This window comes from Lysinibacillus sp. GW823-FHT02G10 (genome assembly GCF_058797135.1).
The window spans coordinates 108,116-121,437 of the sequence record NZ_JBXAJI010000007.1 but is presented as its reverse complement, the minus strand read 5'-3'; the positions used below and the strand labels follow the sequence as shown (position 1 = coordinate 121,437).

Here is a 13,322-nt window from a genome sequence, read left to right as displayed (position 1 = left end):
ACTCCTTTTCTCTATTGTAACGGAAAATTTGAACCAGTAAGTAAATCTTGGCTTGAAATGAACAAGGGATGTTGGCATGAATGGTTCATTTTATACGACTGCACAATTTTGTAGCCTATACAGTAGCCTATCCAAGGTGGAAGGGCCCCCCCGTATAGAAATGGATGATGTTGTTTGATTCCTTGGAGTTGTAAATTCGGTAAAAAATGATGCTCCCATAAAGCTAAAAGTTCTTTTTCTGAGTAGGATTGTAACCAGGGAGCAATCCACCTTTCTCCGTATAAATCTTTCACCGCATCTTCTGCTAAGCCTTCTAAAATGAGAGAATCCAATAAAGTCATATCATCTAAATTTTTTTTTAATATGTGTATACGACAAACATGGTTATATTCATGAGCAAATAATGCTTGAAGCTCCTGCTTTTCTAAATCACCCACAAATAAAAAAAGCGAATGAGGATAAGCGACACCATTTTTATTGGTTATCGTTTGCTGCTGAGTAATGGGGAAAATATAAATTGGTATTGATGGGCCTTTCCATTTCCTCTGTAAGTATAGGAACTCCTGCTGTACACTGGCCCATACTTTTTGCTTCTTTAATTTTTCAACATCGACTTCCTCATGAGGTAAAAAAAGACCCTGTTGCTGTAATGTATAGTGAATTTCTTCTGGAAGCCCATCTCGAAATAGTTTGACTAATCGACCGCAAAGAATCGAGCATTGTAAGCTTGTTCGCTCATCCTTTCTAGTTGATTTTCTAGCACTTACAAATTCATCTAACCACTTATCCGTTGACACAACTGCCATATTATCACCTCTTCACAGCATATGTCTTGAATAGACAATCGGCTAGTGATAAATGCATCAAATCGCATATATTAGCTTGTAATGACAATGAAAGGAGGGATATGTGTGAATCCAGCTGATGCTTATAGTCTTTGCTGTAAATATCATGGTAAACGTGTTCGAATCTCGGATTCATCTGGTAAAGTACATGTTGGAGAAATCACAAGGGTAGATAGAAGACAGGTATGGATTCTACCTGATAGAAGATATAGTGGTTATGGTTTAGGGTTTTGGGGATTTGGAGGGTATGGAGGAGAAGGTTTTGGCTATGGAATTGCTCTAGGAACAATTTTAGGTATTGCGCTAGCTCCAATTATTTTCTTCTAATTCAAACCTTTTATTTAAGTGAAAAAGAAGCCATTTCAAACATTGTTGAGATGGCTCATTTTTCATTATTGAACTTGCTCTTGTTGCTGTTTGCTTTCAATCAGCTCGGATATTGTAACAAATGTGTAGCCTTGCTTTTTTAATGCAGGTAGTATTTCTTCTAGTGCTTGAATTGTTTGTGTACGGTTCCCGCCACCATCATGAAATAAAATGACATCTCCAGGCCTTGTTCCCTTCATTACCTTTTGCACAATTTTTCTTACACCAGGCTCTTTCCAATCTTGCGTATCCTGATGCCAGGACCACATTACTACCTTATAGCCGTCCTTAACAGCAGCATTAATCATAGCATCCGTGTAATTTCCACCAACGGGACGGAATAAAACTGGGGAAAAACCAGTAATACTATAAATCGTGTCATTTGTCTTTTGAAGCTCCTCTTGCAATTTTTTGATGGAAACTTTAAATGGATGTGTATACGTATGATTTGCTAATTCATGGCCTTCTGTATAAGAACGTAAAACAAGCTCTGGATATTTTTCTGCATTTTTTCCAATAATAAAAAAGGTGGCTTTTGCATCATATTTTGCTAATAAATCTAGCACAGCAGCTGTGTATTTAGGATGTGGACCATCATCAAAGGTGAGTGCAACAATTTTATCCTCTGTTTTGATATCCCAAACAACTTCACCTGTCTCCTCATAATAAGGACGACCTCTATCTGCGTAGCCTTCCTGCACTAAAAATCCCGAGATGATTAAAAAGAAAACCATAAAAATGAATACGTAATTACGTGTCATAGCATCACCTCCCAAGTCCGAAATCACAGAACTCCGTCAACTTACTATTTACGAATTACCCGGAAATATACTTGTGAAGGATTGTCTGTTTTCTCCTTTTAATTATTTCAAAAAAATTTTAAACGTTCTTTATAATTTTGAACAATATGTGAAAATCTTTGAATAGTACTTTATTTTTTTATTTATTGATGTAAAATTAAATCAAATCTGATATATAACAGTTATTATAAATATATAAATGTTATGCAACACAATAAAGGGGATGACATATATGTGGATTATTACAGTATTTGAAGAAAACACTTATCGCATGTTTGAGTATAGTTCTAAACGTGAGGCAACAAATGCATTACATAAATTTAAAGAAACTGCTTTGCTTTCTTATACAAGATAATAAAGGATAAAAGGAATCTATTCATTTGAGTAGATTCCTTTTTGTTATAAAGTACCTCCGATGCTTCCCCTCTAATTCCTTTCATCCTTATACATCTAGCAACATATTTAGTTTTTTTTTCATGAAAATGTCGAACACCTTGCTAGCCTTCACCATATGTATATAGAGAAAAGGAGTGATTTCAATGGTGACAATTGAACCTATTATGATTAAAGGGCATTTCTTCACTGCAGTAGTTGTTCAATTACCTAAAACAACATTACTAACGATTTCTAATGATACAGGCTACATTATGTGTGGTGCTTTAGATGTCGGCCTATTAAATAGTCGCTTAGTTGATCGAAAAATTATTGCTGGTCGTGCAGTAGGCGTGAAAACAATTGACGAGCTATTAACAGCTCCATTAGAATCTGTAACATATGAAGCAGAACAGCTTGGTATTACAGAAGGAATGACTGGTGTAGAGGCACTTTTAAAAATGATCTAATTGGCTAAAAAAGCGTCAACTAGACGCTTTTCTTTTTTGTTTGCTAACTATTTGAATAAGCAATTTCCCCATTTCCCATACTGTTGGACAAAGGGAGTTGTTAGTATGAATAGTAGGCAACATGTTAAAATACACGCCACATTACTTATTATTGTTTTAATTGTTTTCATCTGGTCTGTTATAAAGCCGTCCTCCTATTTAGATTGGCTAGCTGAAGTTAGTCCTGGAATTGTGGCAATAACAGTCGTTGTTTGCATTTATCATAAATTTCGCTTTACCACATTTTCTTATTTTATTATCGCTCTCTTGTCGATCCTGACATTTATAGGTGGGCATTATACCTATTCGGAAGTCCCTTTTTTTAATTGGATAAAAGATGAATTTCATTTACAACGTAATCACTATGATAGGTTTGGTCATTTTTTAAAAGGTTTATTAGCCATCGTAATAAGGGAAATACTAATCAGGAAAACACCACTTACAAAAGGAGCTTGGCTTACAGGTATTACGATCAGTATTCTGCTCGCAATTGCTGCTTTTTATGAAATCATTGAATGGTTAAGCACAAGAATCTCGAAGGGAAGTAAAGGAGCAAAGGATTTTTTAGGCATGCAGGGAGATAAATGGGATGCACAATGGGACATGTTTTTAGCCTTGCTGGGAGCTATTTTAGCTTTACTTCTATTCACAAAGCTCCATGACAAATTTTTAAAAAGAATAAACAAATCATAAATATTTTTGCATAGCATGATTATATAACCTATGAAAGGTGGTATTAGATGTACTATGCACAGGTCAATCAACAAACACATCATCCATCACGTACTATGATTGTAATCGGCTATGGACAGGTAATGGCTACACCAAGCTCTGTACAATTACAAATTGAAGTCCAAACACAGGGCAACCATGTACAAGGTCCTCAACAGGAAAATGCGGCAATCATGAATGAAGTTATGCAATCACTTATCGCACTTGGTATTCCAAGAGAACAAATTCAAACTGCTAGTTATACAATCACACCACTATATAATTTCGAAGATGGCAAACAAATTTTTAATGGCTATGAAGTAGTCAACGCCATTTCCGTCAACGTTTCGGATACCAATGATTTGGGCTTAATCATTGATACGGCTGTAGAAAATGGGGCAAATCGAATAACCAATATTCAGTTCAAAATGGACCATACCGATGCTTACTATCAGCAAGCATTAAGTTTAGCGCTACAGAATGCTCAATTGAAGGCGAAAACAATAGCAGAAACTATGCACCTGCCTTTGCAGCCACTCCCTGTAGAGATTGTGGAAGAGCAGGCTAACACACCTATCCTTTATCGCTCTATGGCTGTATCCTCGGGAATCACGCCTATAGAACAGGGACAAATTGCTATTGATGCTACTGTTCGTGTGAAATTTCAATACTAAAGTTAGGAGCCTTCCGCTACTCAAAGTGCAGAAGGCCCTCATTTATTTTACAAGTGTATTTTTTTCAATAAGGATTTCATCATCCTGAGTTTTAATAACCATATCAAAATGTTGGCAATGTGGATGCATAAATAATTCATATTGAATACGTCGCTCATCATGTGATTGTTTTAAATAATTTATATCTGTCCCTCTTTCAAGCACATCACGATCTGATCTTCTTTTAAGTTCTGTAGCCCCATCCGTATAAAAATAAATCTTTAAATCGAATAACTGCGGATCTATAAATGCTACACACATTCCTTCTACTATCGTGATCTGTTTTTTTGAAGAAATTAATGCACTTTTCATATAATGTGTATCGATTGTCATTAAATCGAGTCCTTCTCTTATCATCTGAACATCTCGCTCCAATGATGGTAGATGATGAGCAGCGGGATGACAAGCCGTCATTTTAAAACGATGATGCTCATTTTGATATGTATATTCAAGTATTGATTGTTTGCGAATATCCGAATCCACAATATACGGATCAGTATTTAAATAATTCACTTCATCTTGATCTAAAGCATGTATAAGTTTTTTGGCAAATGTCGTTTTTCCAGCAGCTCCATGACCAGAAATGCCGATTATGATTTTTTTATCAGCTTGTTTAACCCATCTTAAAATTTCTTTTAATATCGTCTCCATCATACTCTCCTTCACTATAAAAGGTATGGCAAGAAACAATTCCTACCATACCACTTAATATTAGCCTTCATTATACGGGGAATCCCATATTCGCTCTATCATTACTCCATTATGCTTAGGGCTTAGTAGAAAAACATCTGGGTTGCTTAAATTTTTCCAACAGTGAAAATCAACATCCTTATCATAATACTTCAATAGCAAAGAGATGATATTGCCATGACTCACAATTAATGTATTATCAACATCCTGAGCAAATGCATCTTTTACAAGGTCTACAATTCGATGCATCGCTTCATTACTGGATTCTCCACCATCATATTTTAAATCCATATCAACAAATGTCGCCTGTAATTTTTCGTACCAATCTGGAAAATCTCTAGTACTTAAAAGCCGCTCCGAAAGACGTTCATCAATTTCAATCTTCATACTTTCTCTGCTACTTAATGGTTCAATGGATTGGATTGCTCTTAAGAAAGGGCTAGATACAATTCGATCAATTTTTAGATTCTTGAAAAATTCAGCTAAACTATTTGCTTGCTCTATTCCCTTCTGTGTTAAGGGTGCATCTAGTGATTGTCCTTGTGCTAGACAATGTCTAATAACATAAATTTTCCCCATAAAAACCTCCTAATTTAGAAAGTCATTTATAAACGATTATTATACCCCGTTTACTAAATAGCTCAGATTTAAATGTTCCTATTCATTATCTCACTTGTTCTACATTTTTCCGCCCAAAATAATTCGTCCCTATCACACCAATAATAATCATGATGCCACCAATAAGATGATATAGATGGAAATCTTCCTGTAAAAATAAGACCCCTGCCAAAATAGTAATAAGTGTTGCAAAATTGCTAAAGACACTCATTTTAGATGCTTCCAATTTAGATAAAGCATAATTAGATAAATAGGATGTACCAAGTGAAGATAGTATACCTAAATATAAAATAGCGAAGACAAAATGAGCATGTGTTAATGGCTTAAAAAATTCATTGAGTGTTCCATTCATCATATGACTTCCAAGAGCCATTCCATTAAAAATAACAAATCCACACAATGTCATGACATATGTTAATGCTAGTAAAGAATATTTCTTGGTAAGCCCTCTAGCAAAAATATTATAAAGTGATGTCGCAATTGCTGATAGTAAAATAAATCCACTTCCTATGACATTTCCTGTAGTAGTATTTGCTCCATTCATCATTAACAGATAGATGACACCAAGTACGGACAAACTTACTGATACAAGTTGACCCCGAGTAGCTTTTTCCTTTAACAATAAACCTGCCAATGCTAATGTAAAAATAGGAATTGTCGCTTGAATAATTCCCGCCTCTGATGAGGAAATTTTAGCAAGTCCAAGCACTTGAAACGTAAAAAAAGCAATTGGATACAAGATGGCTAACGGTAATATTTTTAGTAGGTCCTGCATGTTCATTATTAGCTTATTTTTTGTCATTACCATGATTATAACAATACCGATGAATGCAAAAGTAAAACGATGTGCAAGTATATCAATAGGACTTGCTACAGTCAACGTAACTTTCACAAACATAAATGAGAGCCCAATGACAAATGCATAAATTATTGCTGCTATATAGGCATTTCTATTTTCTGACATAGGATCGTACTCCTTCTTTAAACATTCCGGCCGGTATAGTTATCGTATTAAATAGAGAACTTATTGACGATATAAAAAAAACACATCTGTACCGATACAGATGTGCTGGAGGTTATGTATGCTTAAATACGAATGGATTTATTCTCAGCTCCTGACTCAGATCCAAACAGGCTCACTTCAAGCAGGGGCAAAACTCCCCTCGATTCGCCAGTTATCACAGCAATTTTCCTGTAGTAAGAGTACGATTTTAGCATCTTTAAAAAAACTGGAGGATCAGCATCTTATCTATTCAATGCTTAAAAGTGGCTACTATGTTGTTGATCATCAACTGCCCATACAACCAAAAATGAAAAATTACATAGATTTTGCTACATCTTCGCCCAATTGGCATGCATTCCCTTATCAAGATTTTCAGCATTGTATTAATAAGGCCATCGACACATACCAAGCAGATTTATTTAGATATGGGACACCAAAAGGCCTACCGTCATTAATAGCGGAAGCAAAAAAACTATTAACAAGCTATCAACTGTTTACAAAGGAAGAAAATATTTTCATTACTTCAGGTGTCCAACAATCTCTATCCTTGCTAAGTATAATGCCCTTTCCAAATGGTCGCTCAACGATCTTAGTGGAACAACCTAGCTATCATTTGTATATGGATTATTTAAAAACCTATGAACTTCCGGCAATGGGCATCAAAAGAACAACGGATGGCATTGATTTAGATGAACTAGAAAACATTTTTAGTAAACACGACATAAAGTTTTTTTATACGATGCCACGTCTGCACAACCCTCTAGGAACTTCCTATAGTAAAAAAGAAAAGGATTCAATACGAAAACTTGCCTATAAATATAATGTGTATATAGTTGAAGATGATTATTTAGCGGATTTTGAGCAAAATACAAAAATAGATCCCCTATTTACGGAGGATACACAGGATCGGGTTATTTATTTAAAAAGCTTTTCTAAAATTATGTTTCCTGGCTTACGTATCGGACTTGCCGTATTACCAAATGTTTTGATTAATACCTTTCAACAGTATAAAAATACCACTGATATTGATAGCTCCATGATCTCCCAAGCTGCATTAGAGCTCTACTTGAAAAGTGGTATGTTTGAACGTTATCAGAAGAAAGTCAGTGAAGCTTATGCAAGCCGAGCAAATCAACTTCAACAATCTATAGCAACTCATCTGGCAGACTATCAATCCTCTAAGGAAATCTGTATGCATAGCCATATCATTCTACCGAGACAGGTGAATACTTCTAAGATTATTGATCATTTGGCACAACAAAATATTTTGTTAGATCCTATTAAACGCAATTATTTAGATGCATTTTATCGGGAACGTATTATCAAACTAAATGTATCGAATATAGACGAATCCAAGATTGATGTTGGCATAAGGGAAATTGCGCTAGCCCTTCATAACACAAGCAATTATTTCTAAAGCACATTATTCATGAAACCTTATTGTAGCTCATATAATTAGACATCATAAATTGGTTCAACAAGGAGGATTCAATGCAATCTGAGAAATTGCGACTAAGGAAGATTCAACGTCTTGCATATGAAATTATGGATGAGATGCACAAAGAAAAGCATCGCACAGAGATGCACAAATTAATTCCGATTATTGATAACTTGTCGCGGGCAATTGGGGATTTAACAGATTCTGTTGGTAAATACTCACTGGATTATGTAGAAGAAAAAGTAAAAAATGCCCATGCTCTTTTATTTAACAAAGAAAAGGTAGATATTTATTAATAAAGACAGGGAAAAAGGGTAACCATATACATGGCTACCCTTTTGGCATTAATGCGTTTCAGGTTCGAATGTTTTACAGTCTGTTTCCTCGCTGTTGGAAGCATGTTGTCCCTTTTGGCTGACAACATAAATTTTTTCAGCTGTGCATTTGTTACCAGAATCCCAAAATGTGCAGTTATTGACTTCACAAAGAATTTCTTGTGCCATCGTCTCACACCTCCTCCTTGTTATCTTTAACAAATTAGAGGTAATCAATACGTTATTCAAAAAAGTCATCTCGCACTTTTGTCAGTGCTGTCTGATTCACTCCATACTGAAGTCTAGATTAGTAGGATGATTTGATAAATGTTCCTGCGTAAGCATATTTGTTGAGGGTACCTTGTTGTCAACTTCTTCAAAACGGAAGCCATCTGCCCAGACTTTACCCGAACCAATTAGTAACACACCAAAATAAATGGAATTACCTTCTTCAGGTACGTCTAAGACAATAGAATAATGATTCCATTCAGTAGAACCTGTCACAGGGCGTTGATCCATATTATCAAATTGAATCGTATCTCCTGTACCATTGTCAATACTCATCCATGCACCACACTTTGTTGCATCTGCCGTCTTTAAGTAGCATGACATTTTCAAGCGTTTCCCTTTATAGTCAGCTGCCTGAAAACCCTGCATCATTGTAGCAAATTGACCATGATTTGCTGAGGCAGTTGTGGAATACAATACTCCTGAACGCTTCCCTGAATGAAATACCTTGTCATCTGTATGAAATTTATACAATTCAGGATTAGCACCACTCAACACCCAACCTTTAACCTGTTCAACTGTTTCCATGTAATGTTCCTCCTCCATCATATTTAATGATTGCATTACTTTTCGATACTTCCCTGGTGGTAAAGCATAAACTTCTTTAAAGGCTCTTGTAAAAGCCTCTTGTGATTGAAACTGAAGTGTAACAGCAATCGTTAATATCGATACATTAGAGTACATCAAATAACTCGCTGCCATAGCTAGCCGACGTATACGAATATATTCACCAATCGTAATTCCCGTTTCTTGCTTAAAAATTCGGCTTAGATGGTACTTCGAATAGCCAGCAGTATTAGGAAGACATTCAAAAGAAATTTCCTCCATCAATTGCTCCTCGATATAGGCAATAGTTCTTTGTGTCGCTTGACTATACTCCATGTTACTCACCTCATCTTTATCATAATGGAGAAGGAAACAGATTTTTTGATGGAGGTTGCTAAATTTAGCTTAATCAATTATTTTTGTTGGTGTTGCTTCTTGCACAACGATGAGACCATCATAAGCTTCCTTAGGTGTCATTTTAATGGTGTACAGCATTTGTGTCAGCTTATACCACGGACGAAAATCATCGCCGATATTGCCCATTCTTTGCTTTTTGGAAAGAATATTCGCCAGCTCCTTCGATTGTTTGGCAGCTTCAAAATCCACATAAAAGATGTTATTATCAATGTCACTAAAGGCATCCACTAAAGCATTGTGATGCTTAATCGTATATTCCTTTCGTGCTCCAGACCCATTTTGTGCCTGGAATGTATTTTTCACAAAGTCTGTGCCAATCGCAAAATATTGATCTTTATATATCTCACTTAAATAATGCCCCATCGATTGATAGCCTGCCATCGTAGCAGAAGTTTTCTCAATATGACCATTATGAGCAGACATTAATACTTTATCATGACCTTGTGTTGCTTCATATTCAACAATCCATTGTAAATTTTCAGCTAAATATTCGTCCCGTAAATTCATATAATTACCATCATTTAAAAATAATTGCGTACGCTGCTTCATAATTTGCGCATATTGAACAGCAAATGCGAATTCATCCTTTGAAGATTTTTGCTCATACATCGCTTTGTTTGATTGTAAATCGTTGATTATTGTATCAATCGTTTTATCAAGCTCAAGTAGCTGACTATCCGATAAATCTCTCATCGTTTTGTTGGAAACATGCTCTAGCTTAGTCGTGAATTTTCGTGCATTGTCAGCATGTACCTTGGCGTAAAAATCAAGTAACCCCTTTTTGCTGTAATCATAGCGTTGCATATCATTTCCATAAAAATAAATTTTCTCTTGATCATCAACTGTCTGATTATAGTCATGCATCCACTGCACAAACTCTACCATTTGTTCAGTTTTGTAGATGCCATAGTCTAACGCTTTTATAGCTTCCTCCGCCGTTCCGACACCGTTTTCGATAAATTGATTTATCTGTTGGGCCCCACCAAAATCTCCTTCTAAAACGAAAACATGGACATTTTCATTTTTTATCATCGCTTCAAATACATCTTTTTTTAATGTTTGAAATTCGATATTGCCATGTGTTGCTTCCCCAAAACCAATAATTTTTACATCATCAGGAATGTTGATATCTTTAATTTCATTCGTATATTGTGCGGCATCTTTTACGGCCTCTCTCTGTCCACATCCTACTAAAGCTACTAATAGCATCGATGCAGTTAAAAAACGTAAGCTACGTTTCAGCATTCTCATTCTCCTTTTAGCTTAAATAGATTTTCGCTGGAAATAGTAATATCCTCCGAGGAAAAATACGATGAATCCGCCACCTACTACGGTTAACAATTGCTCCCACGGTACAAAGAATACATCGTCTGTATTGCCCCCTATATACATCATCGAAAAGGGTTGTGCCCAAGGATAATACGGACCAATTCTTTCAGAATTCACTGCTAAAATTGATGGTAAAGTAAATATGACATTAACAGCAAATGGAGCAGCAAAGCTTTTAAACATAATGGACATCCACAATTGCAAGGCTACTAATGGCAGTGTCGCTACCCAGCCTCCTACTATGCTTTTCCAAACAATCTCCATAGGAAAAGAATCTGTATAGCCTTTTACCATCCCAACAGCAAAGACCGAGCCTAAATACATATCTGCATTGCTAAAACAAGCAGCATAATCAATATGTATTTAGCTACAAATACTTTCCCTCTTGTTACTGGTAATGCTAAAAGTTGCTTCCATCCACCAGACTGATGTTCATACCTACAAATAAGACTGGTAAAAACACCAGAAATAAGAGGTAAAAATAATAGAGCATATGTTAAATTCATCGAAAATAACGATATATACCACTCATTGATTTCAATCCCCTGCATGTTGTCCTCTAAATTAGCGGATAGTCCTATAAAAAGTCCAATAATGGGTCCTGCTAAAATAATTGGTACCATTTTTGATTTACGTAACTTAAACCACTCAGCTTGAAGTAAAGTAATCATTATTTCACGTCCCTTCTTGCAAAATCAACCATGCCGATAATATAGAGTAAGATACCAATTCCTACGCCTAATAAGACATTGATCACCGGCTCATTCCATTGGTTCATCAATGATGGCCATTTCCATATCATCCAATCTGGAAGAACATAGGAAGAATAGGAAAAAATCACCCCAAAAATGCCTACAGTTATAGGAATCCCTTGATTATGACTTACACTCGCTATCCACAATTGAAGTGCCAAGATAGGTAATGCTGCAAAAGCAGGGAAATAACTATATTTGGCTAGCTCCATGTAAGGTACCGTGTCACCTAATTCTAAAAACAGCCCGTAGCTCAGCGTAAAAAACATTAATAACGTTGAGGCGAAGAATAGTAAGATAGCTAACAACGTAAATTTAGACAAATACACGGTTAATTTCGAAACAGGTAATGCAATGAGCTGCTTCCAAGCATTGGTCTCATTTTCAATGCTTGCTATGAATGACGTAAGAATGGCAATACCCAAGACTATGGCAAGCGGTGTAAATGAATGCACATTTAATAAGAAATAGCCCCAATCATCCTCACTTTGCTGTAAGAGATAATCCTTTCTTACTCCATAATTGACCATTTGCAGAGCAACCACCCCTAAAGGGCCAATAAGCGTTAGAAGCCATAATCCTTTACGTTTGATTTTTAAGAAGTCAGCAGTTAATAGCTTTCCCATCATATCTCCTGTTCTCCCATCGTCATTTGGAGGAATATATCCTCCAATGAACGTTTCTCTTCCTCGACTCGGAATACCGATATACCTTCCTGAACAAGAACTTGGACAATATGAGCAACCTTTTCATCCGAGCACTCTTCTAAGAAAATCACACCACCCTGATAATCTGCCTTAATACCATTTGCTAATAAGAAGCGCCATCCTTTTTCACCATTGTTTACTTTAAAGGTAACCTTTGGTTGGGCAAATCGACGCATAGCCTCAATAGAATCTTGGAAAATTAATTTCCCTTTCGAAACAATCCCAACTTGTGTTGCCATTTGATCAATCTCTGATAATAAATGGCTGGAGATTATAATGGTCATGCCATATTCCTCTGGTAATCTTTTAATTAAATTACGAATCTCTATAATGCCTGAAGGATCTAGGCCATTCGTTGGTTCATCTAAAATAAGTAATTCAGGACTATGTAGTAAAGAAGCAGCAATACCAAGACGTTGCTTCATTCCTAAAGAGAAACCTTTGACCTTTTTATGGGCAGCTTCCTTCAAACGGACAATTTCCAAAACTTCATCGATTCGAGTTTTCGGTACACCTAGTATTTTTCTTAGTGCCTCTAGATTCTCATATGCTGTTAAATGTGGATAATAAGAAGGGTTTTCCACCAACGAACCAATCTTAGCTAAAATTTGGATACGTTCCTTCGTAATATTCTTTTCAAAGACTTTAATTGTTCCAGAAGATGGCTTCATTAAACCTAGAAGCATTCGAATTGTAGTCGTTTTACCTGCCCCATTCGGACCTAAAAATCCATATATTTCACCTTTGCGTATTTGCAAGTTCAAATTTGATACAGCTTGCTCTTTTCCAAAGCGTTTTGATAAGTTTTGTGTTTGTACGATATATTCCAATGTCCTCACCTCTTTAACTATCTTAAAAAGGGAAGTTTAAAAAAAGGTATGGGCTAAGTTTAAATTTTGTTTAA

The 13,322-nt window shown here is 35.9% G+C and carries 17 protein-coding genes and 1 pseudogene; 7 read left to right on the top strand and 11 right to left on the bottom strand.

Annotated features, from left to right (window positions below):
* Nucleotides 1-11 precede the first annotated feature (11 nt).
* The gene (locus AC1RFD_RS18815; protein ID WP_305193627.1) at nucleotides 12-806 is read right to left on the bottom strand and encodes a DUF2268 domain-containing putative Zn-dependent protease; all 795 of its coding nucleotides are present in this window, start codon (nucleotides 804-806) and stop codon (nucleotides 12-14) included.
* Between the two features lie 105 nt (nucleotides 807-911).
* Between AC1RFD_RS18815 and AC1RFD_RS18810 the strand changes: the two genes are divergently transcribed.
* A complete protein-coding gene (locus tag AC1RFD_RS18810) occupies nucleotides 912-1,172 on the top strand; it encodes a hypothetical protein (RefSeq protein ID WP_004231722.1) in 261 nt (86 codons plus the stop codon).
* Between the two features lie 65 nt (nucleotides 1,173-1,237).
* Here AC1RFD_RS18810 and AC1RFD_RS18805 read toward each other — a convergent pair whose 3' ends face one another.
* A complete protein-coding gene (locus tag AC1RFD_RS18805; protein ID WP_053075725.1) occupies nucleotides 1,238-1,972 on the bottom strand; it encodes a polysaccharide deacetylase family protein in 735 nt (244 codons plus the stop codon).
* A gap of 271 nt (nucleotides 1,973-2,243) precedes the next feature.
* On the opposite strand from AC1RFD_RS18805, the gene AC1RFD_RS18800 reads away from it, so the two are divergent.
* The 4 genes from AC1RFD_RS18800 to AC1RFD_RS18785 all read left to right on the top strand — a co-directional run bounded on the left by AC1RFD_RS18800 (nucleotide 2,244) and on the right by AC1RFD_RS18785 (nucleotide 4,277).
* Nucleotides 2,244-2,366 carry a hypothetical protein gene (locus AC1RFD_RS18800; protein WP_004231718.1) on the top strand — a complete coding sequence of 41 codons (123 nt, stop codon included), beginning with the start codon at nucleotides 2,244-2,246 and terminating at the stop codon, nucleotides 2,364-2,366.
* Nucleotides 2,367-2,550: 184 nt separating this feature from the next.
* A complete protein-coding gene (locus tag AC1RFD_RS18795; RefSeq protein ID WP_004231716.1) occupies nucleotides 2,551-2,853 on the top strand; it encodes a YunC family protein in 303 nt (100 codons plus the stop codon).
* Between the two features lie 105 nt (nucleotides 2,854-2,958).
* Nucleotides 2,959-3,585: a DUF2238 domain-containing protein gene (locus AC1RFD_RS18790; protein WP_103118945.1), complete on the top strand. Its 627-nt coding sequence runs from the start codon at nucleotides 2,959-2,961 to the stop codon at nucleotides 3,583-3,585.
* Between the two features lie 47 nt (nucleotides 3,586-3,632).
* Nucleotides 3,633-4,277 (top strand): SIMPL domain-containing protein, encoded by a 645-nt coding sequence (locus AC1RFD_RS18785; protein ID WP_048394056.1) that lies wholly within the window; start codon nucleotides 3,633-3,635, stop codon nucleotides 4,275-4,277.
* A gap of 42 nt (nucleotides 4,278-4,319) precedes the next feature.
* Here AC1RFD_RS18785 and AC1RFD_RS18780 read toward each other — a convergent pair whose 3' ends face one another.
* From AC1RFD_RS18780 to AC1RFD_RS18770, 3 genes are all read right to left on the bottom strand, one after another.
* Nucleotides 4,320-4,967 carry a uridine kinase family protein gene (locus tag AC1RFD_RS18780; protein ID WP_054549670.1) on the bottom strand — a complete coding sequence of 216 codons (648 nt, stop codon included), beginning with the start codon at nucleotides 4,965-4,967 and terminating at the stop codon, nucleotides 4,320-4,322.
* Between the two features lie 60 nt (nucleotides 4,968-5,027).
* Nucleotides 5,028-5,585, bottom strand: coding sequence for a histidine phosphatase family protein (locus AC1RFD_RS18775; protein WP_281217105.1), 558 nt, complete (start codon nucleotides 5,583-5,585; stop codon nucleotides 5,028-5,030).
* Nucleotides 5,586-5,670: 85 nt separating this feature from the next.
* The gene (locus tag AC1RFD_RS18770; protein ID WP_054549672.1) at nucleotides 5,671-6,588 is read right to left on the bottom strand and encodes a DMT family transporter; all 918 of its coding nucleotides are present in this window, start codon (nucleotides 6,586-6,588) and stop codon (nucleotides 5,671-5,673) included.
* 118 nt (nucleotides 6,589-6,706) lie between these two features.
* Here AC1RFD_RS18770 and AC1RFD_RS18765 point away from each other — a divergent pair, with 118 nt between their 5' ends.
* Both AC1RFD_RS18765 and AC1RFD_RS18760 read left to right on the top strand, forming a co-directional pair.
* Nucleotides 6,707-8,044: an aminotransferase-like domain-containing protein gene (locus AC1RFD_RS18765; RefSeq protein WP_054549673.1), complete on the top strand. Its 1,338-nt coding sequence runs from the start codon at nucleotides 6,707-6,709 to the stop codon at nucleotides 8,042-8,044.
* Nucleotides 8,045-8,118: 74 nt separating this feature from the next.
* A complete protein-coding gene (locus AC1RFD_RS18760; RefSeq protein ID WP_004231701.1) occupies nucleotides 8,119-8,361 on the top strand; it encodes a hypothetical protein in 243 nt (80 codons plus the stop codon).
* Between the two features lie 48 nt (nucleotides 8,362-8,409).
* Here the strand turns inward: AC1RFD_RS18760 and AC1RFD_RS18755 are convergent, their stop codons facing one another.
* The 6 genes and pseudogenes from AC1RFD_RS18755 to AC1RFD_RS18730 all read right to left on the bottom strand — a co-directional run bounded on the left by AC1RFD_RS18755 (nucleotide 8,410) and on the right by AC1RFD_RS18730 (nucleotide 13,248).
* Complete coding sequence (locus AC1RFD_RS18755; RefSeq protein WP_004231699.1) at nucleotides 8,410-8,568, bottom strand: DUF1540 domain-containing protein; 159 nt, start codon at nucleotides 8,566-8,568, stop codon at nucleotides 8,410-8,412.
* Nucleotides 8,569-8,664: 96 nt separating this feature from the next.
* Nucleotides 8,665-9,549 (bottom strand): helix-turn-helix transcriptional regulator, encoded by an 885-nt coding sequence (locus tag AC1RFD_RS18750; RefSeq protein WP_054549674.1) that lies wholly within the window; start codon nucleotides 9,547-9,549, stop codon nucleotides 8,665-8,667.
* Nucleotides 9,550-9,618: 69 nt separating this feature from the next.
* The gene (locus AC1RFD_RS18745) at nucleotides 9,619-10,875 is read right to left on the bottom strand and encodes an erythromycin esterase family protein (protein ID WP_103118949.1); all 1,257 of its coding nucleotides are present in this window, start codon (nucleotides 10,873-10,875) and stop codon (nucleotides 9,619-9,621) included.
* 18 nt (nucleotides 10,876-10,893) lie between these two features.
* Nucleotides 10,894-11,630: pseudogene (locus AC1RFD_RS18740) on the bottom strand (ABC transporter permease).
* Complete coding sequence (locus AC1RFD_RS18735; protein ID WP_054549677.1) at nucleotides 11,630-12,340, bottom strand: ABC transporter permease; 711 nt, start codon at nucleotides 12,338-12,340, stop codon at nucleotides 11,630-11,632. The pseudogene AC1RFD_RS18740 and the gene AC1RFD_RS18735 overlap by 1 nt, the downstream one beginning before the upstream one ends.
* Nucleotides 12,337-13,248, bottom strand: coding sequence for an ABC transporter ATP-binding protein (locus AC1RFD_RS18730; RefSeq protein WP_103118950.1), 912 nt, complete (start codon nucleotides 13,246-13,248; stop codon nucleotides 12,337-12,339). The genes AC1RFD_RS18735 and AC1RFD_RS18730 overlap by 4 nt, the downstream gene beginning before the upstream one ends.
* Nucleotides 13,249-13,322: the final 74 nt, after the last annotated feature.

Coding starts and splice junctions, on each gene's coding strand:
- AC1RFD_RS18755 (WP_004231699.1), bottom strand. CDS start 8,568: ATGGCACAAGAAATTCTTTGTGAAGTCAATAACTGCACATTTTGGGAT.
- AC1RFD_RS18765 (WP_054549673.1), top strand. CDS start 6,707: ATGCTTAAATACGAATGGATTTATTCTCAGCTCCTGACTCAGATCCAA.
- AC1RFD_RS18815 (WP_305193627.1), bottom strand. CDS start 806: ATGGCAGTTGTGTCAACGGATAAGTGGTTAGATGAATTTGTAAGTGCT.
- AC1RFD_RS18790 (WP_103118945.1), top strand. CDS start 2,959: ATGAATAGTAGGCAACATGTTAAAATACACGCCACATTACTTATTATT.
- AC1RFD_RS18795 (WP_004231716.1), top strand. CDS start 2,551: ATGGTGACAATTGAACCTATTATGATTAAAGGGCATTTCTTCACTGCA.
- AC1RFD_RS18785 (WP_048394056.1), top strand. CDS start 3,633: ATGTACTATGCACAGGTCAATCAACAAACACATCATCCATCACGTACT.
- AC1RFD_RS18800 (WP_004231718.1), top strand. CDS start 2,244: ATGTGGATTATTACAGTATTTGAAGAAAACACTTATCGCATGTTTGAG.
- AC1RFD_RS18780 (WP_054549670.1), bottom strand. CDS start 4,967: ATGGAGACGATATTAAAAGAAATTTTAAGATGGGTTAAACAAGCTGAT.
- AC1RFD_RS18805 (WP_053075725.1), bottom strand. CDS start 1,972: ATGACACGTAATTACGTATTCATTTTTATGGTTTTCTTTTTAATCATC.
- AC1RFD_RS18770 (WP_054549672.1), bottom strand. CDS start 6,588: ATGTCAGAAAATAGAAATGCCTATATAGCAGCAATAATTTATGCATTT.
- AC1RFD_RS18775 (WP_281217105.1), bottom strand. CDS start 5,585: ATGGGGAAAATTTATGTTATTAGACATTGTCTAGCACAAGGACAATCA.
- AC1RFD_RS18760 (WP_004231701.1), top strand. CDS start 8,119: ATGCAATCTGAGAAATTGCGACTAAGGAAGATTCAACGTCTTGCATAT.
- AC1RFD_RS18735 (WP_054549677.1), bottom strand. CDS start 12,340: ATGATGGGAAAGCTATTAACTGCTGACTTCTTAAAAATCAAACGTAAA.
- AC1RFD_RS18745 (WP_103118949.1), bottom strand. CDS start 10,875: ATGCTGAAACGTAGCTTACGTTTTTTAACTGCATCGATGCTATTAGTA.
- AC1RFD_RS18750 (WP_054549674.1), bottom strand. CDS start 9,549: ATGGAGTATAGTCAAGCGACACAAAGAACTATTGCCTATATCGAGGAG.